Genomic DNA, 23,033 nt, shown 5'->3' on the forward strand with positions numbered 1-23,033 from the left:
TTCACAATGAATTTGAAAAAAATCATGTTAAAAGAATTAGAAAATGAATCCATTCAGCTCAGCTCTGATAGCAAATTCAAATTCAAACAAGCATTAGAAAGCGTATGCCAGTCTTGACACAGCACACGTCTAAACCGCATGGTTTTAAGGTTGAGGAGCCTTTGGTCCTGGAGTGTGGAAAAGCACTCCGGGATCTTAGGATCCATTACACGACTTATGGTGAAATGAATGACACTAAATCCAATGTTGTTTGGGTATTTCATGCACTTACTGCCAATAGTGATCCATCGGATTGGTGGTCCGGACTCATTGGTCAGCATGATCTTATCAATCCGGATGAGCATTTCATTATTTGCGCTAATATGCTCGGCTCCTGCTATGGAAGTACTGAACCTTTCGATTTCAAATTTCCTGAGATCACAATTAAGGATATGGTCAAGGTCCATAATAGACTCAGGCACCATTTGGATATTGATAAAATCAAAATAGGTATCGGTGGATCCATGGGAGGACAGCAACTACTTGAATGGTCGGTGCAGGAGCCTGAACTATTTGAAAACATTGTGCCAATAGCTACCAATGCAAAACACTCAGCATGGGGAATAGCCTTCAATGAAACTCAGCGGATGGCAATTAAATCTGCTTCCAATCCTGATGATGGACTTGAGGTAGCACGAGCAATTGCCATGCTATCCTATAGAAATCAAGAGACTTACAACGTCACTCAAAACGATGATGATAATCGGATGAAAGATTTTTCTGCTTCATCATATCAGCGATACCAAGGTGCGAAGTTGAGTAGGCGATTTTCACCAATCAGCTATTACTATTTATCTAAGGCTATGGATAGTCATAACCTGGGAATTGGCAAAAATGGATTAGAAAATGCTCTGAAAAATGTAAGGTCTAAGGCTATTGTTATTGGGATTGAAACGGATATTTTGTTTCCATTGAATGAACAAAAATTTATTTCCACCCATATTCCAAACGCTGTTTTTCATCCAATTCAAAGTCTATATGGGCACGATGGATTTTTAATCGAGACTCATCAGATCTCAACCATATTAAAAAAAGAATTACAATGAATGAACATAAAAAAATAGGACTTTTTGGTTTCGGAACTGTAGGGCAAGGGTTTTATGAAAATCTAAAAAAACACCCCCAATTGGCTGCTTCCATTGACAAGGTCTGTGTAAAAAGAATTGATCTTCCTCGAATAGGTCATGAACTCTATTTTACTGATGATCCAAATGAACTTCTTTTAGATCCAGCGCTAGATATCATTATTGAGTTGATTGATGATGCTGAAGCTGCTAAACAATATGTACATACTGCGCTTCGTAATGGAAAATGTGTAATAAGCGCCAATAAAAAAATGATTGCCGAATCGCTCAAGCAAATAGATCAATGGCACAATCAGTTTGAAACCACCTTTTTATATGAGGCGGCAGTCGGTGGTGGTATCCCAATTGTACACACCGTTGATGGTTTTTTAAGAGATCAAGAAGTGCTAAAAATTCGAGGTATTTTAAATGGATCTTCAAACTACATTCTCACCCAAATGCAGCTACATCAATGGAGTTTTGAGAAAGCATTGAATGATGCTCAGATGAAAGGATTTGCAGAACGTAATCCTACGCTTGACATTAGTGGAGTCGATGCTTCTTATAAGCTATCCATTTTAGCATATCATGCATTTGGAGAAGTTTTTTCGATGAGTAGCTTTTCTTCTGAAAGTATTGAAAACATTACAAAAGAAACTATCAAGAAAGCTAAATCCCAAGGAAAAAAGATTAAGCCTGTTGCTACAATAGAGCGAACTGAAAAAGGAATCGTGTGTACAGTAAAACCGGAAGCAGTTGGTCCAGATGATGAACTATACAGTATTGATTTCGAAAATAATGCTATCAGCGTAGAAACACTCATTAGTGGTAAGCACATAGCAGCCGGCAAGGGTGCGGGATCGTTACCTACAGGCTCTGCTGTGTTGGAGGATTTAAAGCGTCTTCTCAGTAGCTACAGTTATCAGGTTAGTAAAGCGATAAAGACTGTAGCTTAAAAAAGCCCTGACGAAATCGTCAGGGCTTAAATATTTTGTTTTCTTTATTCTATAAGTGAATTACTTCATCATAAGCGGCGGCGGCCGCTTCCATTACCGCCTCGCTCATCGTTGGGTGTGGGTGAACGGTTTTGATAATCTCATGACCTGTTGTTTCGAGTTTTCTAGCAGCCACAGCCTCTGCAATCATCTCAGTTACGTTTGCTCCGATCATGTGTGCTCCAAGCCACTCGCCATATTTGGCATCAAAAATTACTTTCACAAAACCATCTGATGCTCCAGCAGCTTTTGCTTTGCCAGATGCTGAGAATGGAAACTTGCCCACTTTTACTTCGTATCCTGCATCTTTAGCAGCTTTTTCTGTATACCCAACAGATGCGATCTCAGGTGAGCAGTAAGTACATCCTGGGATGTTGTTATAATCGAGTGGCTCTACATGCATGCCTTTGATTTTCTCAACGCAAATGATTCCTTCTGCTGACGCCACGTGTGCCAAGGCTTGTCCTTTCACAATATCCCCGATTGCGTATACTCCATCCACGTTGGTTTTGTAAAAATCATCAACTAAAACCTTACCCTTCTCTGTCTTTACACCAACTTCTTCTAGGCCAATTTTTTCAATATTTGTTGCTACACCTACAGCAGAAAGAACAACATCACAATCCAACTGCTCTTCGCCTTTCTTTGTCTTCACTGTTACTTTGCAGCCAGTTCCTTTGGTGTCTACTTTCGTCACTTCAGAGCTAGTCATGATCTTCATGCCTGCCTTTTTGTAAGTTCTCTCCAGCTGCTTACTTACCTCTTCGTCCTCTACAGGGACTATTCTATCCATGAATTCAACAATGATGACTTCCGTACCTATAGACTTGTAGAAATAGGCAAATTCAACACCAATAGCTCCCGAACCAACAACAACCATTTTCTTAGGTTGCTTATCAAGAACCATTGCCTCACGATAACCAATTATTTTTTTACCATCGATAGGTAAATTTGGCAGTTCGCGAGCTCTGCCACCGGTAGCCAAAATGATGTGATCCGCATCATAGGTAGTTACTTTTCCACTTTCATCCTTCACTTCAACTTTCTTGCCCTTCTTTAATGTACCGTATCCAGCTATGTGATCGATCTTATTTTTCTTAAATAAAAACTGAATGCCTTTGCTCATTCCTCCAGCTACGTCCCTGCTTCGCTTCACCATTCCAGTAAAGTCAGCTTTTGCATCTTTTACTTTGATCCCATAATCTTCTGCGTGATTGATGTATTCGAAAACCTGAGCGCTTTTAAGCAATGCTTTGGTCGGGATGCATCCCCAGTTCAAACAAACGCCTCCAAGCTCCGACTTTTCAACTACACCCACTTTCATTCCTAGCTGAGATGCGCGAATAGCCGCTACATATCCACCAGGCCCGCTTCCGATTACAATAAGATCATATTTAGATGCCATGCTATATACTTTTTAAAATTGAGCCGCAAAGATAGTATCTAAGATGATTGTTTGTAAGTAAAAACTAATTTCCGATTGATTTTCCTGTGTTTGAAGTTCCACTTGGAGATGATCCGCCAACTGAGTTTCCGCCTCTCAAGCTTGCATTGCCAGATCTACTAGTTCCAAACGAACTATTGACAGCACGATCCTCGTCACTAGGTGTATACACAACTGATTTTAATCGATCTGCATCAAGTCTTTCAATTAAAGTATTGTCAATGATGAGGGTATTGAAAACTATCTTCTCCCCATCTCTTCTAAACGTAGGGTCTTTCACTTCCCATTTATCATAATCATAAGAATTAAAGATGTATTCCATCATAAACTGGTTGTCACCTATCAAGTAGTATGCAGCATACTCAGCAACCGGACGCTTAAATCGATACCAGAATTTCTGAGTAAACCAGTAGTAATAATCCGCCCAGGTATTTATTGAATAATACGTTTCATTGAACTCATAAAAGTCTCTGTCTGGATAAATGTTAGATAAGGAATCGCTTAGCTCTCCATAACCTCTAATCGTAGGATGGGACCAATCGAAAGCCATTGGACTAGACCAATCTGATATTGAAAACATTACGTGCTGTGCAGGTAAGGAAAAACCGAATACTATTAGAATAGAAAATAAAAGCTTTTTCATGGGATAAATCGTTTGGTGTAATTAAGATAAAGCCAATTTCATGCCAGTTGCCGATCTTAATTAACTTCGCACAATAATCAACTGAACAATGAAACTATTAGAAGGAAAAACCGCACTCATCACCGGCGCATCTAAGGGAATTGGAAAAGCAATAGCAGAGCAATATGCCGAACAAGGTGCCAATGTAGCATTCACCTACCTTTCAAGCATCGAAAAAGGGGAAGCTCTTGAAAAAGAGCTAGCTGCTAAAGGTATTAAAGCTAAGGGCTATCGTTCAGACGCTTCCGATTATGAAGCAGCTCAGGAACTTATTAATAATGTAGTGACAGATTTTGGTTCATTGGATATTCTCATCAATAATGCTGGTATCACCAAAGACAACCTCCTTATGCGAATGGGTGAAGCAGATTGGGATGCTGTCATGAATATTAACTTAAAATCATGTTTCAATACCGTGAAGGCTGCCTGCCGTACAATGATGAAGCAAAGAAGCGGATCGATTATCAATATGTCTTCAGTAGTAGGCGTAAAAGGCAATGCGGGTCAGGCAAATTACGCTGCATCTAAAGCAGGTATTATTGGCTTTACAAAATCGATTGCGTTGGAGCTGGGCTCTCGTGGTATCCGGTGCAATGCAATTGCTCCTGGTTTTATAGAAACTGAAATGACTGATGCACTAGATGAAAAGACGGTTCAAAGCTGGAGAGATGCAATTCCACTCAAAAGAGGTGGCGCTCCTGAAGATGTAGCTAATGCATGCATTTTCTTAGGATCAGATATGTCTTCATACATTTCTGGACAAACAATTCAGGTAGACGGTGGCATGCTCACTTGACAACCAAACCCCTAAAACATTAAGCCCATTGTATCCCAATGGGCTTTTTTATTGTTTTAACAATTAATTAAACTATTTGAATATTTTTTATCACTTATTTTATAATAAATAAACTAATTTTAGTGTTCTATTACCAAAACAGCTCCAATGCCTTTAAATGCACTGACCAGCACATTAGGGAAAAAAAGAGCTGCTCACCTTCTACGTCGGACATGCTTTGGCGGATCTATTTCTGAGATAGATACCTTCGCCTTGCTTACTCCGGCCCAAGCAGTTGCGCAGCTATTTACCACAGGTTTACCGGACCCAGTATTGCCCGTAGATCCGCTTACTGGTACAGAATGGATCACTACAGGAAACGCTCAAAGCGAAGGATTTGAACTCGAAAGATATTTTCTTGCCTGGCATGTCGGGCAAATGTTGGCTAACGATGTGGAAGATTCTCTCAAGCTCCCATACATATTTCGCGAAAGACTTGTCTTCTTTTTTCATACCCACTTTACAACCAAACGATCTGTCATAAACAGCTCACGAGCACTATTCTATCAGCAAGCACTCTTTAGATTATTTGCAATTGATGGCGAAGACATTACTATTCCTGCAGATGATCCAATGGATCCAGATGTGGTGGTGCCGAAAAATCTAAAGCAGCTTACAAAAAAATTGAGTGTAGATAATGCTATGCTAGTGTTTTTGGATGGCAGGTTTAATGTTAAAGGCAGTCCAAATGAAAATTATGCCCGCGAACTTATGGAGCTTTACTCCATTGGTAGAGGCTTGGAGGGAAATGTTCCAGAACCAGAATTTGATGGGGATTATTTTAACTATACCGAAGAAGACGTTCAGGCTGGAGCACGGGTACTTTCCGGATTTAATGTGGATGCATCCTTCTCAAATATTGATGAAGAGACAGGTTTGCCGCGCGGTGTTGTAAAAGGCGGTACTGTCGCATCAAGCCATGAGGAAGGAACTAAAACCTTTAGCTCACGAATGAATAATGGGGTTGTAGCACCGGATGCTAACCTTTTGCTAGGAGGAAACCCAACAGAGGAAAGTGTGCTTGACGAAATCAGTCAGTACATTGATTTAATCTATGATCAAGCAGAAACTGCAAGAAGCATATGTCGGGAATTGTATCGTTTCTTCGTTTATCATCAAGTTGACCTTGCCCTACAAGATGATATCATCCAGGAGATGGCTGATATCTTCACTGCTAATGAATTCAAAATACAACCAGTACTAGAAGCCCTTTTTACAAGTGAACACTTTTATGAGGCAGAAGCCGGAAGTGATGACAATAATTTCGGCAGCCTCATTAAATCTCCGCTTGATTTAGTCCTGGGTTTCATGCGGAATTTTGAACTGAGTCTACCAAATTATCAAACCGAACTTAATGAATACTATGGGTTAACAATCGGCTTACTTGGTGCTATAGATGTACAAGGTATGGACTATTATGAACCTTTTGAAGTTGCCGGATATCCAGCCTATCATCAGTTTCCAATTTTCAATAGAAGCTGGATTACAACAAATTATTTGACGAATCGGTACAATTTCATACGTGGATCAATAGTAAGCCAGGACCCGGAAATGGGTCAAGTAGATATCCTTCAATTTATTCAAGATAATTTTTCTGGTGTCGCAGCTGATGCAAGAGATTTGATTATCGCAATCTCAGAGTATCTACTTCCTTCTTCGGAGAATCTAACGTTTGATACGCCTGATGTGGGTGAGCTCACCGTTGAGCGCTTGAATTACTTCATAACTGCATTCCTTTACTCCCCTCAGTTTGATGCAGATCCCGAAGCGGCGTGGACAAACCGATGGACGAATGGAATTGACATGGATACCGTCAGAAACCAGCTGACCAATTTATTTAATGCAATGCTGCAATCGCCCGAATATCAACTCATGTAATCCAGCATATGAAATGAACGCGCATAGAAAAAATATCATCCATAGGATAAGATCCAAGTATCCGAATTCCATGTGGCATTTTGTAAAAAGATAATACACATGAAAAGAAGGAATTTTTTAAAGAAGATAGGATTTGCAGCTGGTGCACCAATTGCGTTTCAGGGTGTGCCATTAAAACTCCTGGCATCACATCAAGAATTTCAGCACCTTGCCCAACAAAGCACAAATGATCGTGTTTTGATTATCCTTCAAATGCATGGAGGGAATGATGGCTTGAATACAGTTATCCCTATCTCAAATTACGATGAGTACTACAGCAGAAGAGCCAATATTGCAATACCTTATAAAGTAGGAAACCGAACACTTATCCCTTTGGATAGTACTGTTGCTAACGAAGAGCAGGTAGGACTCCATCCGGATATGCACGATTTCAAAAATCTATATGATAGAGGTAAAGCTGCTGTTTTTCAGGGGGTTTCTTATGAAAGAAATAATGGATCTCACTTCAGAGGAAGAGATATCTGGTTTATGGGTGGAGATGCAGACGATTACTTTAGTTCAGGATGGATTGGCCGTTATCTCGGCAAAGAATACGAGCCGCTCACTTACCCAGAAGACTTTCCAACTGAAGAAATGCCAGATCCTTTGGCATTGGAAATGGGCAACGATGTTTCTTTACTTTTTCACCAAGATGGAAATATCCCAACTTCAATATCTCTAGGAAGTAGCCCTGGAAATTTAGCTAACCTTATAGATCAGCTTGAAGGCTTTGAAGATGAGGGTGTCGACCCAAGAGGGAATCCACCGGCATTTCTAAACAACTCACCATACGGCCAGGAAATGAACTGGATACTGGGGTTGGAAGATAAATCTGAAACTTACATTAGGAGGTTGGCAGAGATCTATGATTCAGCGGCAGAAACCTCAGTTACATATCCGGAAAATTATCCATTTAATGCTCCAGATGGTTCCAAAAGAAACCCCCTGAGCAACCAACTCAGACTAGTTGCCAGGCTCTTAGCTGGTGGTGTGAAAACAAAAGTTTTTCTTGTTAAAATGGGAGGTTTTGATACACACGCGTCACAAGTTGAGAGCTATGATCCCACCATGGGAGTCCATTCTGCGCTTTTATATCATATTTCTTCGGCAATGGCAGCATTCCAAAAGGATTTGAGATCGCGAGGACTTGAAGAACGAGTACTTACATTGACCATGTCTGAATTTGGAAGACGTATAGGATCTAATGGTAGCTATGGTAGTGATCATGGTACAGGTGGCCCTATCATGATGTTTGGAGCCGGTGTAAAACCGGGGATTTATGGCACAGTACCTGACGTCTCTCAAGGCAACGTTGGGATGCAATTTGACTATCGTCAGATTTATGCTAATATTCTCTTTGAATGGATGGGCGTGGAAAAGTCGGTCATTGAAAATGACATCTTCTTCCAGGATTTCATTGAAGGTCCTGATCCGAACGGAGGAAATTACGAACCTATGGACTTGATAAAAGACGTAATCTTAGGTGAAAAAGATCACCTCAAAAAGAATTACCGCTTAGAATCAGTCTACCCTAATCCAGCTTCTAATTATACTCAAGCCAAAATTTTTGTGAATAATCATCAGACAGTTAATGTACAGCTCATTAATGTGAGGGGTGATATAGTTTCACAGAGCTCCAGAAAGGTAAATCCTGGAGAGCACACCTTCTCTTTTGTACTAGATTCGCTCAGTCCCGGGTTCTATTTTATCAAAGCAAAATCTGAAAATTTAGATGATACAAAAAGACTCATCATCCGTAAATAAGCTTGGCTTCTTAATCATTATGCTGCTTTTATCGGGCAGCCTTATGGCGCAAAAGAAGCCAGCCGCCAATCCATTAGAATCATTCCTTGACACTCAATTCTGGCTTGGTTTGAAAATGGGCATCAATTATACTCAAGCATTTCCTGATACTAGAAATACGGGCTTCAGCCCAATTGACTATTCACCGGATAGCCTTCGAAAAAGCTATGATGATTTTGCTTTACCTGGTGCTCACATGGGCCTTGAAATGAATTTCTATCATCGAGGATTTTCAGCTTCTTTTCAACCTGCATATAAAAGAAGTAGATATAAGTATAACAGTATCTTGGAATGGCGTGGAGAATCTTCCGGAGATAGATTTGAAACTCGCTACGATGTAGAACAGCGGTTGGATGTAATTGAACTACCATTGATTATCAAATACGACATCATCCGTAAGGGTAAGGTTAGACCGTTTGTCATGGCAGGTGGGTTTCATTCATTTATTGCATCCGCTCAGAAAGATGTAAAAATTACTCAAATTGATTACTCATCCGGAAACCCTCTTGAATCGTCTGGAGGTACAAGTACACTTGGTGTTAAGGATGCATTTAAGGGTTATTCTGGAGTTTCAGGTGGAATTGGTGTAAATCTGGACTATTGGAACATCCGAACTGTATTTGAGGTGAACTACAAACGATCACTTACCTCGGCAACTCAGCCAAATGTGCAACAAAATGAGCTTGCATCTTTAGGTGAAACTAATGATGAAATTTTCATTAGAGATATCAGCATTTCACTGGGATTTGTGTTTCCATTCCGCTTCATTGATCAACAGTTTAAAGCCTACTAACGCGTGACGCTTGACCCATTCATAGAGAAAATTATTCACATGAAATCAAAAGTATACCACATATTAGATTCCGCTGCTTTGCCTAATGTGCTGTTTTTATTCCTGGCAGTCATCTTTTTAGGCGGTTGCGCTGACGATGAACCTGCATTGAGTGAGTCGTTTCTGAAAATTTATGATGACTCCAATATTGATGTAAGTTACCGACCAATCGACGTGGTAGAAACCGTCGATGGGTACATAATTCTGACTGGCACTGAACTTTCCAATACAGACTTTATGGGTATACGGCTTATCAAAGTTGATGAGGAAGGAAACTACGTTAGTGACGCTGAATTGGACGATTATGTAGTGCCAATTGGTAGTATGCATCTGAATGCTAGCGATAGCAATAGTTATTTCTTTGCGATGAATCCAACGTCTTTAGAGGCTGCGTTAATAGGTGTGAATCCTCAGCTTGGAATAGAGGTAGAAACGCTCATTGGGGGAATCAACTACCCACTTTCCTCCAGCTTACTTAGTAATGGAAATTTTTTACTTCAAAGCTATGATCCCTTAACTCTAGAAACCGAGATTTCAGAAATATCTCAAGATGGAATGTATGTAGGTGGGAATCGATATTCTATCGGGCCAGGAAGTAATGTAGAAGAAGAAATCATCAATCATTACCTCAATGCCAGCGAGCGACCATTGCCATTTTTTTGTGGTGAAATTTCTTCAGGAAACTATTATTTCAATGGATTTTACAATTATAGTTTCTCTCTTGTTTTCACAAATTTTTCTGACTCGCCAAGTGGCGTTGTACAGGGTCAGTCATCAAATGCTGGATTACGTGCTGTCCTCCCATTGAGTGGGAGTGAGTTTGCGGTCGCCGGCTTCCAGTTCACTGACAACTATCAATTAGCCAACTCTACACTTTCAACGGGTGGTATTACTTCAAGTGCTGATCTATACCCGGGTAATATGGCGGAATTAAAATCTTATACACCTACGCAGATCATCAGCTACAGTACGGGGTCTAACTATTCTGTATTTGTTGCTGAAACGAAGGGTGGCCAAATTTTACTTAATTTCTATACAGATGCGGGTGAGATTGGAGGTACACATCGAATTGGTTACTTGAATCCATTCACATTTTCATCTATCCGCGTTGGATCTGACAATGCACTTCTCGTGCTTGGAACGACATTTGTCGCTGGTCGATTTGAACGGATTACTTTGAATAAAATTTCAGAGTCTGAGGTTTCTGGAATCGTAAACTAACCTCTCAACACAAAATAGTATCTTAAAAAAAATCAACTCGTATTGATCTTTTGAGTTAGATTTCACGTTGGCTTTTTGAGTCAATTAGTCGGCTTATTTTCGCAAAGCAATTCGAATGCGCAATTAATGGATAGAAGCTTTCTTTATTTAGAATATTCCGGATGGTGGTTAATTCTCATCATTATCTTGTCAGCTTCGCTTTCTTATTTTTTATATGCCAAAAAAAATGTTCCCTGGAATGCTACCCAAAACTGGATTCTGGCGTGTATACGTTTCCTTGGGATTGTAGCATTACTTACACTATTGCTATCACCTTCTATTCGGAAGGTCACTAATCGCGTGGAAACCCCAATAATTGCAATTGCCCTGGATAATTCGCAATCGGTAACCCAGCGAGGAACCTCCGAAGCAGACATTCGACAACTTGTAAGCGAAATAGAGGACGAACTGGAAGGTCAAGATATAGCAGTAGATGTTATCACATTCAATGATTCTACGAATTTCGATTTCTCCACTTCCAATCTTTCAGACCTACTAAAACGAATGGAGGACAAGATGGAGCAACGTCATTTCGTAGGCACAATACTTATCACAGATGGTATTTATAATCGAGGTAGTTCGCCACTTTATAAAAATTACATTGCACCTGTATTTACTGTAGGACTAGGGGATACGATTCCACCTAAGGACGTAAATATTTCACGGACACTTTATAATAAGGTGACTTACAAAGGGAATGAAAACCCGATTAGGCTTGAAATAAGCCAAAAAGGATATACCAACAGAGAAATATTAGTCCAACTCAGAGAAAAAGGTAATCTAGTGTCAGAGCAAAAGGTTAGACTCAAAAATCAAATTCAAGAAGTTGAGTTTATTATCAAATCCGAAGAAGAAGGACTGAGGCACTTAGTAGCGTCTATATCTGATTTGGGCGATGAATCTACACTTGAAAATAATCGATCCAATATCTTTATGGAAGTAATTGATGGTCGGCAGCAAGTGCTAATTGTGGCAAATGCTCCTCATCCTGACATCAAGGCTATACGAACAACCCTTGCAGAAACTGGTAATTACCGCACTGAAGTTTACATTCCGGAAATTCACGAGGAAAAACCAAATGAAGTTTTTGATGTTGTCATTTTTCACGGAGCTTTTACTTCAGGCATAAATTTTAGTCCAAAAGAGACTCCAGGAATATGGTATATTCTGAGCAATGAGAGTTCCATTACCTCAGTAAATAAGACGCTTCCGTTTATTAATGTAGAGAGAAGAGGATCGAAGCCAGATAAGGTTGTAGGATCATTTAATCAGAACTTTAGTAAGTATAAAATAGAAGATGTATCTGCATTCGAAGAATATCCTCCAATAGAGGTCCCATTTGGAAACTACCGCGTAAGTGGTCCAGCGGAAATCCTCATGTATCAGAAACTTGGGAGTGTCAAAACGCAAAAGCCACTCATGATTGTCTTCGATGATGGCACTCAAAAAAGTGCTGTTTTGCTGGGACAAAACATTTGGAGATGGAAGCTTCAAGAGGCAGCTATTCATGGAAATGCCGATCAGTTTAAAAACTTAATTACGAAGACTGTCCAATTCTTGTCTGTGAAAAACGATAAGAAACAATTTCGATTCAAGCCTCGACAAAGCAATTTTACGGATTCCGAACAAGTTCTGTTTGACGCTGAGATATATAATGATATCTACGAGCGGATTCATGGAAACACGATAAACCTCGCCATTACTTCTGAAGCTGGTGAACGACAAAATTTTTTATTCACAGACTCCGAGCTCAATAGCACTTTCCGATCACCTACTTTCAGCCCTGGCATTTATCGATATCACGCAAGTGTTCAAATTGGAGATAAGACTTTGATCGATCGTGGAGAGTTCTCCGTTCAAAATATAAATCCAGAATTTTCAAATTTGACCGCAGATCATCGATTACTGAAAAACCTTTCGCGTAATTCGGGTGGCATCTACAGTCACTTCAGCCAAGCTGATCGAATCATTCGTGAGATTGAAATCCAAGATTTTAAAAAAATTATCAAAAGTGATGAGTACATGATCCCACTTTATCGAACATGGTGGTGGTATTCAATCATTTTTATACTCTTTTCCAGCGAATGGTTCTTGCGAAAATTTTGGGGAGGCTACTAAAAGTTAATCACTGCTCCAAGATATCCAGTACGCTGGGAATACAAACTTTCTTCTTGCCTGGTATAATCGTAGTTGTATTTAAAGCTACGAACGTTGGCTCGATCAAATACATTATTGAGGCTCGCAAATGTGATTATATTCATCTTTTCTGAAATCGTAAAAATCTTACTTATTGAAAGGCCGACATTCGAATATGGCGAGAGTCTGGTTGGCTGATCTGCATAGCTTGGTTCATATGCATCCAATAAATTATTATACATCGCCGATGAGATTTCTGAAAGTGTGGTTCCTTCTCGAGCTACAAGCGTAGATTCAATGGTCCAAAATCTACCTGGAGAATAAGAGATATTACCTCTAATAAAATATGACAAATCATAGGTATAAACTTCACGTTCACTTGAAGCATCTAGAAACGTGAATGAAGCTGAAGCATTTAGCTTAGATGAAAATCGATAATTTGTAAAAAACTCTGCACCACTTGCTGTGTATTTCACGTCATTAATCTCTCCATTTTTATCGAATAAACTTAGCGCAATTTCCAATCCACTTTGCACCCTTTTTATATCTATTGATTTCTGCTCACTCTCAGACTCAAAAGGCTCTCCGGTGTTCTCCATCAAGCCATTTTTGTGATATACACCTGCACCTAAAGTTATCGTCCACACATCATCATAATAAGAAATATTGGCCTGGTTGCTCAAGTAATTATCTATGTTATCCACGGGAATATTCTTTCTTATGCCAGCACCAAATGCGATTTTATCTGAAATGAAATATTTCAAATACGAATATCCCTCGAGTACTTTGAGATGCGCTTCCTCATCAAATTCAATAGTAGGGTGATCGATATCCAACGCATAGCCAAACTCATGAAAGTTTCCAATCACGGTCGATAATCTACCATCATAGCTAAGGCCAGTTTTCAAGCTGAATTTTGTCTTTGAAATTAAATAGCTGGCGCCTATGAAAAAATCTTTTTTCTTCACATTAAAAGCAACGTTAGAGTACGTATAATCTCCACTACTATAGCTCATGCCATTATTTAGGCTTAATGATCCATTTGCGAATGGTCTCTCTAAATTAGAGATGAGAAAGCTTCTCTGTTTTTTCTGATCAAATATTCCCGCAAAACTTGGATGCTCAAAATTGAATTGGTACGCTTCTGTTACAGAGTAACTCAGGACTTTCCAGCTGACCTTACTCCCATTACCATACCAATACAGGCCAAGATCATTTGAAGTAAATGATTCAATATCCTCCAATGCTTCTTCATTAAGCATCTTTATAGGGCCACTTGGCTGCCAATTGGTGAACAGCTTAAGGCTCTGTTTGTCATTCACCTTTTGTTCTCGTGAGTATCCAATATTGGCAAGACTTAGTATTAGTGAATTTGCATTTCCGTCGAGTATTTGGTCGTCTGTTTGCATTGCGATAATCCCGGAAGTCACATTGCCAAACTCCAATGGTGGATTTCCTGGGAATATTGTAACTCCTTTTATGATCGCTGTATTAAATATGCTAAACGTACCAATACCATTGAGCTGAGAATAACGCACCGCATCGTATATCGGTACGTTATTCAGAAATACTCCAGTCTCCAAAGGACTGCTGCCTCGCAGGCTAATATTAGCTGACTCGTCCGTAGTAGTCGCAGATGGTAAAGAATTAACAGCAAGAATCGGATCAGCCTTAGCTGCTGGGTTAGTGTAAATATCAATTTTCTTGATTTCCATATACTTAAACTCCTCGGCTATCAATGGTTTAGCGGTAACAACTACTGTTTCACCTGCTAGCTCCATCTCTTTTAGTTCTATTTTCATATTGACTGAAACTGGAACAATCTGTTCATGAAATCCAACGTAAGACACAATAAGAGAATCATTCAAATCCTGCATTTCTAGATCCAAGCTAAATCTACCTTCAAGGTCTGTAATAGCTCCTTTTCTCCAGTTTTTAAGTAAGTATATATGAGCACCAATCAACCCTTCTTTATTACTTGAGTCAACAACTAATCCTTCGACCATATGCTGAGAAAAGAGAGAGCAGGTGCTAAGTAAAAGCCATATGGAAAAGACGACTTTCATAATTTTTTGAATTGCTCCAAAGTGGCCTTTGCCCAATAGTACTGCGGTTCCATCTCAATCGCTTTTTCAAGGATCGCCTCTGCCTTTTCTTTTTCCTTCACTTTGTTATAAGCCATTGCTAAGCCCATATGAGTGTCCATGTAAAGCCAGTTTTCCTGAGTATCAACTTCTTCGTAAAGCTCAATTGCCTTTTCAAATGCAGCTACCGCTTTTTTGGCATCCCCTCCAAACATTTCTGGTGTGTACAATTTCGATCCTCCAAAAAGCTTTTGAACAAGAGGAGAATCTGATGATAGTCTGAGAGCCTCGTCCATCAATGAAGAGCTTTTCATTCCATACATCATTCCTTTCATTGGGCTGTAGGCCATTACTAATCCATATACTGAAGAAAGCACTGCATGAGCTTCTCCAAGCTCAGGATTGTTTTTGATGATTTCTTTAAGTAAATCGATGGTTGGATCTACGTTATCATCGAAAGTTTCCTCGTCCTGTGTTGCCATTGTATTGTTGAGTAAACCATACATGGCCAAAGCTTTTTCGAAACTTTCTTCACCACTTTCTTTTTCAGCGAGCAAGATGCTTCTCTCCCACATCGTTTTACTCGCGTTTAAATAGGCAGCATATTGAGTTTGCGTTGATGTTTGTGCCAATGAAAGCCCAGCTAACATTAGCAACGATACTGATAAGATATTTTTCATAATTACAATGTTTAAAGTAGTTTATTTTATAAACTACATATTCAAAAAAATTTACTCGATGTATTGTTTAAGATTATTGACATAATCTTCAAATGCTTTGATCCCTACTTTGGTAATGCTACAAGTGGTTAATGGCTTCTTTCCTTTGAATGACTTGGTTACACTTATGTACCCTGCACTAGAAAGCTTATCAAGCTGTACACTTAAATTCCCTGCTGTAGCTCCTGTCTTTTCCTTTATAAACACAAACTCCGCCGAGTCAACACCTATCAGTAAAGACATAATAGCAAGTCTCAGCTGAGAGTGTAACAAAGGATCTAGTTGGGCAAAACTCATTTTTCTGCTTTTCTAAGTAAATAACCTGGAATCAAATAGCCTGCTAATATACCTGCAGCACCAACTAAATATTGATCCAACGGTGGCAAATTAAATGCAATGATACTAGCAACCCAAAGCGCCACACCTCCCATGATTAATGGGCTAAAACGTAATGCTTGACCAGAAATGAAAGTTCCAATTCCTGCAAATACTAGAATAATGGCATTGGCATTATAGTTTATATCTGACATAAAAAAGAGAATTATTAACACTCCAACAAATACAGCCATCCAAATTTGACTATACAATCGATCAAGATGACTTTTCACCTTTGCTTCTTTGCTTCTCTTTGCACCATGCACCATGGATATAATCCCTGCTGGGATTGTTAAAATCCAAACGATATACGGATAGTCTAACCAATCGTATTTTGCAATAAGGTAGTGACCGATATTTGCAATCATTACTACCCATCCCCAAAGTAGAAAATAGAAACTTCCTCCTTTTGCTACGTTGTGTTTAGCTTGACCAATCATATTGGTGATTAGGGCTAAACTTTCGTCTTTTGACAATTCTTTGTTACTCATAATTTTATAGGTTTTACTATAAATACGTTACAATTATAAATAAGTTTATTTTATAAACCAAATATTTAACAAAAAGGACAACTTTCGTTATCCTTTTATACTTATTTCTCTTTTTTATCCTGTGCTTTGGATGCCTTCTTTTTCTTGAGCTTAATATTCAGTTCTTCTTTCTTTCCATCCCAATCTGCTACCAAAGTATCTCCCTCCTGTATTTCTCCTTTTAGAATCTCTTCGGCTACCGGATCCTCAAGATGCTTTTGTATGGCACGAGCTAATGGTCTTGCTCCATATTGAGGATCATAGCCTTTTTCAGCTAAGAATTCTTTTGCCTTTTTAGTCAACTCAATAGCGTATCCTAAGTCCGTAATTCGTGAGAAAAGTTTTCCTAATGTGATTTCAATAATCTTAAAAAGATGTTCTTTCTCAAGTGAATTGAAGATGATAACATCATCGAGTCTATTCAAAAATTCTGGACTAAAGGTCTTCTTCAAAGCATTATGAATAGTGGATTTCATCATGTCATCCATGTTATTCTTTCTACTCTGTGTTGCAAAACCAATTCCGGCACCAAAATCTTTGAGATCTCTTACTCCAATGTTGGAAGTCATAATAATTATAGTATTACGAAAATCGACTTTTCTTCCTAAGCCATCTGTTAATACCCCATCATCCAATACTTGAAGCAAGATATTAAATACATCTGGGTGAGCTTTTTCGATTTCATCCAACAGAACAACGCTGTATGGTTTCCTTCTAACTTTTTCTGTTAGCTGTCCTCCTTCTTCATATCCTACATATCCAGGAGGCGCTCCAACGAGTCTCGATACAGAGAATTTCTCCATATACTCACTCATATCTATCCGAATCAAAGAGTCCTCTTTGTCAAAAAGGAAGCTTGAAAGGACTTTTGCCATCTCCGTTTTACCAACACCCGTCGGACCGAGGAATACAAAAGAACCAATTGGTTTCTTTGGATCTTTTAACCCGACTCTTGTTCGTTGTATTGCTTTAGATAGCTTTTTAACAGCTTCGCTTTGCCCAATCACCTGACCTTCAAGGTCTTTACTCATGGTTACAAGTTTGGCGCTTTCATTCTCTGCAATTCGCTTAGTTGGAATGCCGGTCATCATCGCAATTACATCGGCCACATTATCTTCTCCAACTTCGTATCGCTTTGTTTTTGTCTCTTCTTCCCACCGCGTTTTTTCATCTTCCAACTGAGCGATGAGTTTCTTCTCCTTATCCCGTAACTGAGCAGCCTCTTCATATTTTTGGCTTTTCACCACTTTATTCTTCTCCTTCTTCACATCTTCTATCTGCTCTTCCAGTTCTGTTATAATCTTTGGAACATTGATATTATTAATATGAACGCGTGCACCAGCTTCGTCCATTACGTCAATGGCCTTGTCCGGTAGGAATCGATCTGAAATGTAACGATCAGACAGAGTCACACAAGCTTTGATTGCTTCTGCGGTATAATTTACATGGTGATGGTTTTCATATTTATCCTTGATATTCTCGAGAATTTGATGAGTCTCTTCGGGTGATGTTGCATCAACCATTACCATTTGAAAACGACGAGCTAATGCTCCATCCTTCTCAATGTATTGCCTATACTCATCCAAGGTGGTAGCTCCAATACATTGAATCTCACCTCTTGCTAGCGCTGGTTTGAACATATTTGATGCATCTAGTGAACCAGAAGCCCCTCCTGCACCCACTATAGTATGAAGCTCATCTATGAAAAGAATAACTTCAGGAGATTTTTCAATCTCATTCATTACTGCTTTCATTCGCTCCTCAAACTGTCCACGGTATTTTGTTCCAGCCACCAATGAAGCAAGATCAAGTGTCACTACTCGCTTCCCGAAAAGTATACGAGACACTTTTTTCTGTACGATTCTAAGAGCAAGTCCTTCAGCTATCGCTGTTTTACCCACACCTGGTTCGCCAATAAGGATCGGGTTGTTTTTCTTTCTTCTACTTAGAACCTGAGCCACACGCTCAATTTCTTTTTCTCTCCCAATGATTGGATCGAGTTTATCTTCTTCAGCAAGTTTCGTCAAATCCCTTCCGAAATTATCAAGAACAGGAGTTCGTGATTTTTCATTTCCTTTTTCTTTGCCTGGTGTAGACCTACCGGAACCTCTTGGACTGGAGTACAACTCCTCTCCTTCATCATTTGGGTCATCTGTATCGGCTGATGACATTGGGTTTTCGGTTTGATATTCGAGCATCTCTTTTACCAAGTCGTAATTCACCTCAAATTTCTCGAGTATCTGAGTAGCAAGATTATCCTCGTCTCTTAATATTGAAAGCAACAAATGCTCAGTGCCGATAAGTGCACTTTTAAAGATTTTAGCCTCCAAATATGTGATCTTAAGTACTTTTTCGGATTGACGCGTAAGCGGAATGTTTGCCAGATTCTTCACATTACTGGTTGCTGTTCCTTTTGTAGCCTGCTCGATAGCAGAGCGTAGTTCCTTCATGGACAAGCCAAGTTTTTTCATTACGCTCACAGCCACACCTTCTCCTTCTCTGATCATTCCCAGTAAGAGATGTTCTGTGCCAATGTAGTCATGGCCCAATCGTAGCGCTTCTTCTCTACTAAGTGAGATGACTTCTTTGACTCTGTTTGAAAATTTTGCCTCTTTTGACATGCGTTTCGCCTTTCGCTTTTAAGTAAAAATATAGGATATACGAAGAAATATCCTTTAAAGTAGATGAAAAAACGTGAGCAGTTTCAGATTTGTTCATTATCTCATCGAAATACTTAAAGTACTTCTGTTTTGCCTCAGTTTGATCAATTTCTTACGTATGAGTTGCTCAAAATTTGTGCCGAGTTAGGGCCTTCGCATATGATCAAATCCACAATGCTCAGATTTGGGACAAAGGTATTACCAAAAAGCTGCGAATATGGTGATGGTTTGTATATTTTTCGATCAGAAAAAGGTTTCTTGGGATTGATCGTGTTCCTAAAATCATTCTCCTGCTTTTTTACAAATTCTGCTGTAAACGTAAGTTTAATGTTTACTTGAAGGATCTTAAAGCACATTTTTATGAGTTCTAGGTTTAGATCAATCAAGTGCTTTGGCTTTTTGTCCCAAATTGACTTGAAATCATCATTGAAATATTCAAAGAAAGGAGCTTTACCATAAGCTGAATAAAAAGCACCCCAATGATCTTTAATCCACCGCTGCGAATAATTTATTAGAACATCTTTAGTCTTTGTGCCATTTGAATATGTAACTGGTACAATTAAGGGTTGAATTTTATTGGACGTCAAAAAATAGGCTCGATTGCGATAAGTCTGTTTCGGGAATGAATCATGAATCTCAAGGCAGATTTCATCATATCGGGATAAAAGAGCAAAGTATTCAAGGCTGCCCAGGTAATGGGGTTCAATAACAATTCTACTCATTATAAAAAATTCACTTCACCCATGCCTTCTCTAATCACCACAGGAATATCACCTGTACAATCAATGACTGTACTTGGGTGGACTTGTCCAAATCCTCCATCAATTACTACGTCCACCAGGTTTTTGAAATCGTCATAAATAATCTCAGGGTCTGTGGCATGATCGTGAATTTCATCATCATGTATTGACGTGGTGATAATTGGATTGCCTAGTTCATTTACAATTTCGCGAGATATGTTGTTATCCGGTATTCGTATCCCGACAGTCTTCTTTTTTACGTTAAGAATTTTTGGGACTTTAGATGATGACTCTAATATGAAGGTATATGGGCCTGGAAGTGTCTTCTTCATCAACTTAAAAGTAGGTGTATCGAGATGCTTTGTATATTCTGAAATATGACTAAGATCATAGCAAATAAAAGATAGATTCAGATGTCTTCCTTTTATCCCTTTTATGAGCCTTATTCTTTCGATTGCTTTCTGATTGAAAATATCACAACCAAGACCATACACGGTATCCGTTGGATAAATGATAACCCCACCTTCTCTCAAAACCTTCACGATCTCAACAATTTTTCGTCGCTCAGGATTTTCGGGATACAGCTTTATAAACTCAGCAGTCATAAATATTTGATTCTCTAAGGGTTACAATTTACTAAAAGAGCCAAAAAAGGCGATTTCAAAATCAAATTATCAAAATGTTAAGCTTATCCAGTGTGGATTAATTTATTTTGCGGAAAATTTAAATGTCTTCTTTGGGGATATGCTTCCAATATTATGACATTAAGTTTTACAAGAACGACTTAATAAGAACAAACTGCAATGTCAGAAAATACTACGATCCAAAAGCCAAATGGCAAACTAGGAATTTTAACGCCAGGTATGGGAGCTGTTGCCACCACTTTTATGGCTGGTGTCCTAAGTATCCGAAAAGGACTTTCCGATCCGATCGGATCTCTTACCCAAATGGGCACAATAAGATTAGGGAAACGTACAGAAAAAAGAAATCCATTGATTAAAGATTTCGTGCCTTTAGCAGCCCTTGAGGATGTTGCTCTTGGTGGTTGGGATCTTTTTGAGGACAATGCATATGAAGCCGCTATGCATGCCAAGGTTTTAGATAAGGATCTCCTTAATGACCTGAAGGATGAGCTTGAACAAATCAAGCCTATGAAAGCTGTTTTCGACAAGAACTATGTGAAGAGGCTTGAAGGCAGCCATGTAAAAAAAGGCGCCAACAAAATGGAGTTAGCGAAGATGTTGATGGAAGACATCAAAAACTTCAAAGAACAAAACAATTGTGAGCGAGTAGTAATGGTATGGTGTGGATCCACTGAGATTTACATAGAAGAAAGTGAAGTTCACTCTACTATTGAGAAATTTGAGGAAGGTCTTAGAAATAACGACCCAAATATCCCTCCAAGCATGATTTATGCGTACGCAGCTATCAGTATGGGTGTCCCTTATGCGAATGGCGCTCCTAACCTTTCATGCGATGTAGATTGTCTGGTAGAATTAGCTAAACAAACAGGAGCTCCAATTGCCGGAAAAGATTTTAAAACTGGTCAGACGCTGATGAAAACAATTCTTGCTCCAGGTTTAAAAGCAAGATCATTAGGTATTGATGGTTGGTTCTCAACTAATATTCTTGGGAATAGAGATGGCGAAGTATTGGATGATCCAGATAACTTCAAAACGAAAGAAGTATCGAAATTAGGCGTACTTGAACAAGTGCTTGAACCAGAATTACACCCCAAACTTTATGGGAATCTATATCATAAGGTTAGAATCAACTACTATCCACCAAGAGGTGATGATAAAGAAGGTTGGGATAATATAGACATCAAAGGATGGTTGGGTTACAAGATGCAGATCAAGGTAGATTTTCTCTGCAAGGATTCAATTCTAGCTGCTCCACTTGTACTTGACTTGGCCCTATTCCTGGATTTAGCTAAGCGGTCTAATATGAAAGGAATTCAAGAATGGCTTTCTTTCTACCTTAAGTCGCCACAGGCATTAAAAGGATTGAAGCCACAGCATGACATCTTCGTGCAGTTAATGAAGCTTAAAAATACGCTTCGTCATCTTGCCGGTGAAGATTTAATCACAAATTTAGGATTGGATTATTACGATTGATCAGAGTCGATTTTCATCCATCAACTTAATGGTACTTTGAAGGTCATCTGGATTGTCTACATCATTCCAGGTGTACCCTTCTACCAGTACTGACTTAGCCTCACGACTGGCCATCAGCTTGGATACAGATTCTGAAATCGTGTATTCCTCACGATCAAACGATTGCTGAAATACTTCAAATACTTCTGATTTCAATCTAAAAAGGCCGGTATCATACCTGTTAAATTTTGGTATCATTTTTCCAATTGAATCAATAAAGCCTTGATCGTCAACCTGTACTTTGGTAACATCTTCGATATCTATGTGTTTATTCGATTCTCCAGGCATATCCACTGCTAATTGAAGGGTTGTTTCAAGGCCATCAGATTTTTTAATAAACTCTTCAACAAACTCCGGATCAAATACATGATCTCCCATCGTCAGGAAGAAATCACCCATATTATTCTCTTCCACCCATTCTTTGGCTCTGAAAACAGAAAAACCATTTTCAAGATCAAACCTCTCGTTATGTAAAATAGTTATATCCACATCGTGAGATTTCTCAAAGCCAGGTAACGCCGCCTGAAGTTTTTCCGCACCATAGCCGCTAATGATACAGAACTTTTCTACGCCATAACGTTTAAAAATTCTGATGTGGCGAGCCATTAAAGTTTCATCATTTAAAGTGACTAGACTTTTTGGGATGCCTGTATCTAATCTGGTATTTTTACCTGCAGCTAATATTACAAGATTCAAATTGCGAGCTTTTTATTATAAATATGTCAAAATTGACTTGGGATTCGATTCAAATCTCAATGTTAC

General features: G+C 39.1%; 19 protein-coding genes. 9 read left to right on the forward strand and 10 right to left on the reverse strand.

Annotated features, from left to right (window positions below):
• Positions 1-104 precede the first annotated feature (104 nt).
• Together metX and ABJG98_RS17705 are read left to right on the forward strand one after the other, a co-directional pair.
• The gene (metX, locus tag ABJG98_RS17700; RefSeq protein ID WP_348280883.1) at positions 105-1,085 is read left to right on the forward strand and encodes a homoserine O-acetyltransferase; all 981 of its coding nucleotides are present in this window, start codon (positions 105-107) and stop codon (positions 1,083-1,085) included.
• Entirely contained in the window at positions 1,082-2,059 is a 978-nt protein-coding gene (locus ABJG98_RS17705) for a homoserine dehydrogenase (protein ID WP_348280884.1), read from the forward strand. The genes metX and ABJG98_RS17705 overlap by 4 nt, the downstream gene beginning before the upstream one ends.
• A 49-nt stretch (positions 2,060-2,108) precedes the next feature.
• Here the strand turns inward: ABJG98_RS17705 and lpdA are convergent, their stop codons facing one another.
• Together lpdA and ABJG98_RS17715 are read right to left on the reverse strand one after the other, a co-directional pair.
• Positions 2,109-3,503, reverse strand: coding sequence for a dihydrolipoyl dehydrogenase (gene lpdA, locus ABJG98_RS17710; RefSeq protein WP_348280885.1), 1,395 nt, complete (start codon positions 3,501-3,503; stop codon positions 2,109-2,111).
• A gap of 64 nt (positions 3,504-3,567) precedes the next feature.
• A complete protein-coding gene (locus ABJG98_RS17715; RefSeq protein ID WP_348280886.1) occupies positions 3,568-4,185 on the reverse strand; it encodes a hypothetical protein in 618 nt (205 codons plus the stop codon).
• An 88-nt stretch (positions 4,186-4,273) separates the two neighbouring features.
• On the opposite strand from ABJG98_RS17715, the gene fabG reads away from it, so the two are divergent.
• The 6 genes from fabG (at position 4,274) to ABJG98_RS17745 (ending at position 12,989) form a co-directional block, all read left to right on the forward strand.
• On the forward strand, positions 4,274-5,020 hold the full coding sequence (fabG, locus tag ABJG98_RS17720; RefSeq protein WP_348280887.1) for a 3-oxoacyl-[acyl-carrier-protein] reductase: 747 nt from the start codon (positions 4,274-4,276) through the stop codon (positions 5,018-5,020).
• Between the two features lie 147 nt (positions 5,021-5,167).
• A complete protein-coding gene (locus tag ABJG98_RS17725) occupies positions 5,168-6,937 on the forward strand; it encodes a DUF1800 family protein (RefSeq protein ID WP_348280888.1) in 1,770 nt (589 codons plus the stop codon).
• Between the two features lie 99 nt (positions 6,938-7,036).
• A complete protein-coding gene (locus ABJG98_RS17730) occupies positions 7,037-8,740 on the forward strand; it encodes a DUF1501 domain-containing protein (protein WP_348280889.1) in 1,704 nt (567 codons plus the stop codon).
• Positions 8,709-9,572: an outer membrane beta-barrel protein gene (locus ABJG98_RS17735; protein ID WP_348280890.1), complete on the forward strand. Its 864-nt coding sequence runs from the start codon at positions 8,709-8,711 to the stop codon at positions 9,570-9,572. Before ABJG98_RS17730 ends, ABJG98_RS17735 begins: the two co-directional genes overlap by 32 nt.
• Before the next feature lie 39 nt (positions 9,573-9,611).
• Positions 9,612-10,832, forward strand: coding sequence for a hypothetical protein (locus ABJG98_RS17740; RefSeq protein WP_348280891.1), 1,221 nt, complete (start codon positions 9,612-9,614; stop codon positions 10,830-10,832).
• A gap of 126 nt (positions 10,833-10,958) precedes the next feature.
• Positions 10,959-12,989, forward strand: coding sequence for a hypothetical protein (locus tag ABJG98_RS17745; protein WP_348280892.1), 2,031 nt, complete (start codon positions 10,959-10,961; stop codon positions 12,987-12,989).
• On the opposite strand, the gene ABJG98_RS17750 is transcribed toward ABJG98_RS17745, so the two are convergent.
• From ABJG98_RS17750 to ABJG98_RS17780, 7 genes are all read right to left on the reverse strand, one after another.
• Entirely contained in the window at positions 12,986-15,073 is a 2,088-nt protein-coding gene (locus tag ABJG98_RS17750; protein WP_348280893.1) for a carboxypeptidase-like regulatory domain-containing protein, read from the reverse strand. The two genes, ABJG98_RS17745 and ABJG98_RS17750, sit on opposite strands and share 4 nt — an antisense overlap.
• Positions 15,070-15,771 (reverse strand): tetratricopeptide repeat protein, encoded by a 702-nt coding sequence (locus tag ABJG98_RS17755; protein WP_348280894.1) that lies wholly within the window; start codon positions 15,769-15,771, stop codon positions 15,070-15,072. The genes ABJG98_RS17750 and ABJG98_RS17755 overlap by 4 nt, the downstream gene beginning before the upstream one ends.
• A gap of 51 nt (positions 15,772-15,822) precedes the next feature.
• Positions 15,823-16,107 (reverse strand): transcriptional regulator, encoded by a 285-nt coding sequence (locus tag ABJG98_RS17760; protein WP_348280895.1) that lies wholly within the window; start codon positions 16,105-16,107, stop codon positions 15,823-15,825.
• Positions 16,104-16,676, reverse strand: a complete 573-nt coding sequence (locus ABJG98_RS17765) for a hypothetical protein (RefSeq protein WP_348280896.1) — start codon at positions 16,674-16,676, stop codon at positions 16,104-16,106. The genes ABJG98_RS17760 and ABJG98_RS17765 overlap by 4 nt, the downstream gene beginning before the upstream one ends.
• Before the next feature lie 101 nt (positions 16,677-16,777).
• On the reverse strand, positions 16,778-19,336 hold the full coding sequence (locus ABJG98_RS17770) for an ATP-dependent Clp protease ATP-binding subunit (RefSeq protein WP_348280897.1): 2,559 nt from the start codon (positions 19,334-19,336) through the stop codon (positions 16,778-16,780).
• Positions 19,337-19,479: 143 nt separating this feature from the next.
• The gene (locus tag ABJG98_RS17775) at positions 19,480-20,097 is read right to left on the reverse strand and encodes a WbqC family protein (RefSeq protein WP_348280898.1); all 618 of its coding nucleotides are present in this window, start codon (positions 20,095-20,097) and stop codon (positions 19,480-19,482) included.
• Positions 20,097-20,720 carry an L-threonylcarbamoyladenylate synthase gene (locus ABJG98_RS17780; protein ID WP_348280899.1) on the reverse strand — a complete coding sequence of 208 codons (624 nt, stop codon included), beginning with the start codon at positions 20,718-20,720 and terminating at the stop codon, positions 20,097-20,099. The genes ABJG98_RS17775 and ABJG98_RS17780 overlap by 1 nt, the downstream gene beginning before the upstream one ends.
• Positions 20,721-20,918: 198 nt before the next feature.
• Here ABJG98_RS17780 and ABJG98_RS17785 point away from each other — a divergent pair, with 198 nt between their 5' ends.
• Positions 20,919-22,232, forward strand: coding sequence for an inositol-3-phosphate synthase (locus tag ABJG98_RS17785; RefSeq protein ID WP_348280900.1), 1,314 nt, complete (start codon positions 20,919-20,921; stop codon positions 22,230-22,232).
• On the opposite strand, the gene ABJG98_RS17790 is transcribed toward ABJG98_RS17785, so the two are convergent.
• Positions 22,233-22,967 (reverse strand): NTP transferase domain-containing protein, encoded by a 735-nt coding sequence (locus ABJG98_RS17790; RefSeq protein ID WP_348280901.1) that lies wholly within the window; start codon positions 22,965-22,967, stop codon positions 22,233-22,235. It abuts the gene before it with no gap.
• Between the last annotated feature and the right edge of the window lie 66 nt (positions 22,968-23,033).

Origin of the sequence: Ekhidna sp., from assembly GCF_039960695.1 — a bacterium.
Taxonomy (GTDB): Bacteria; Bacteroidota; Bacteroidia; order Cytophagales; family Cyclobacteriaceae; genus Ekhidna.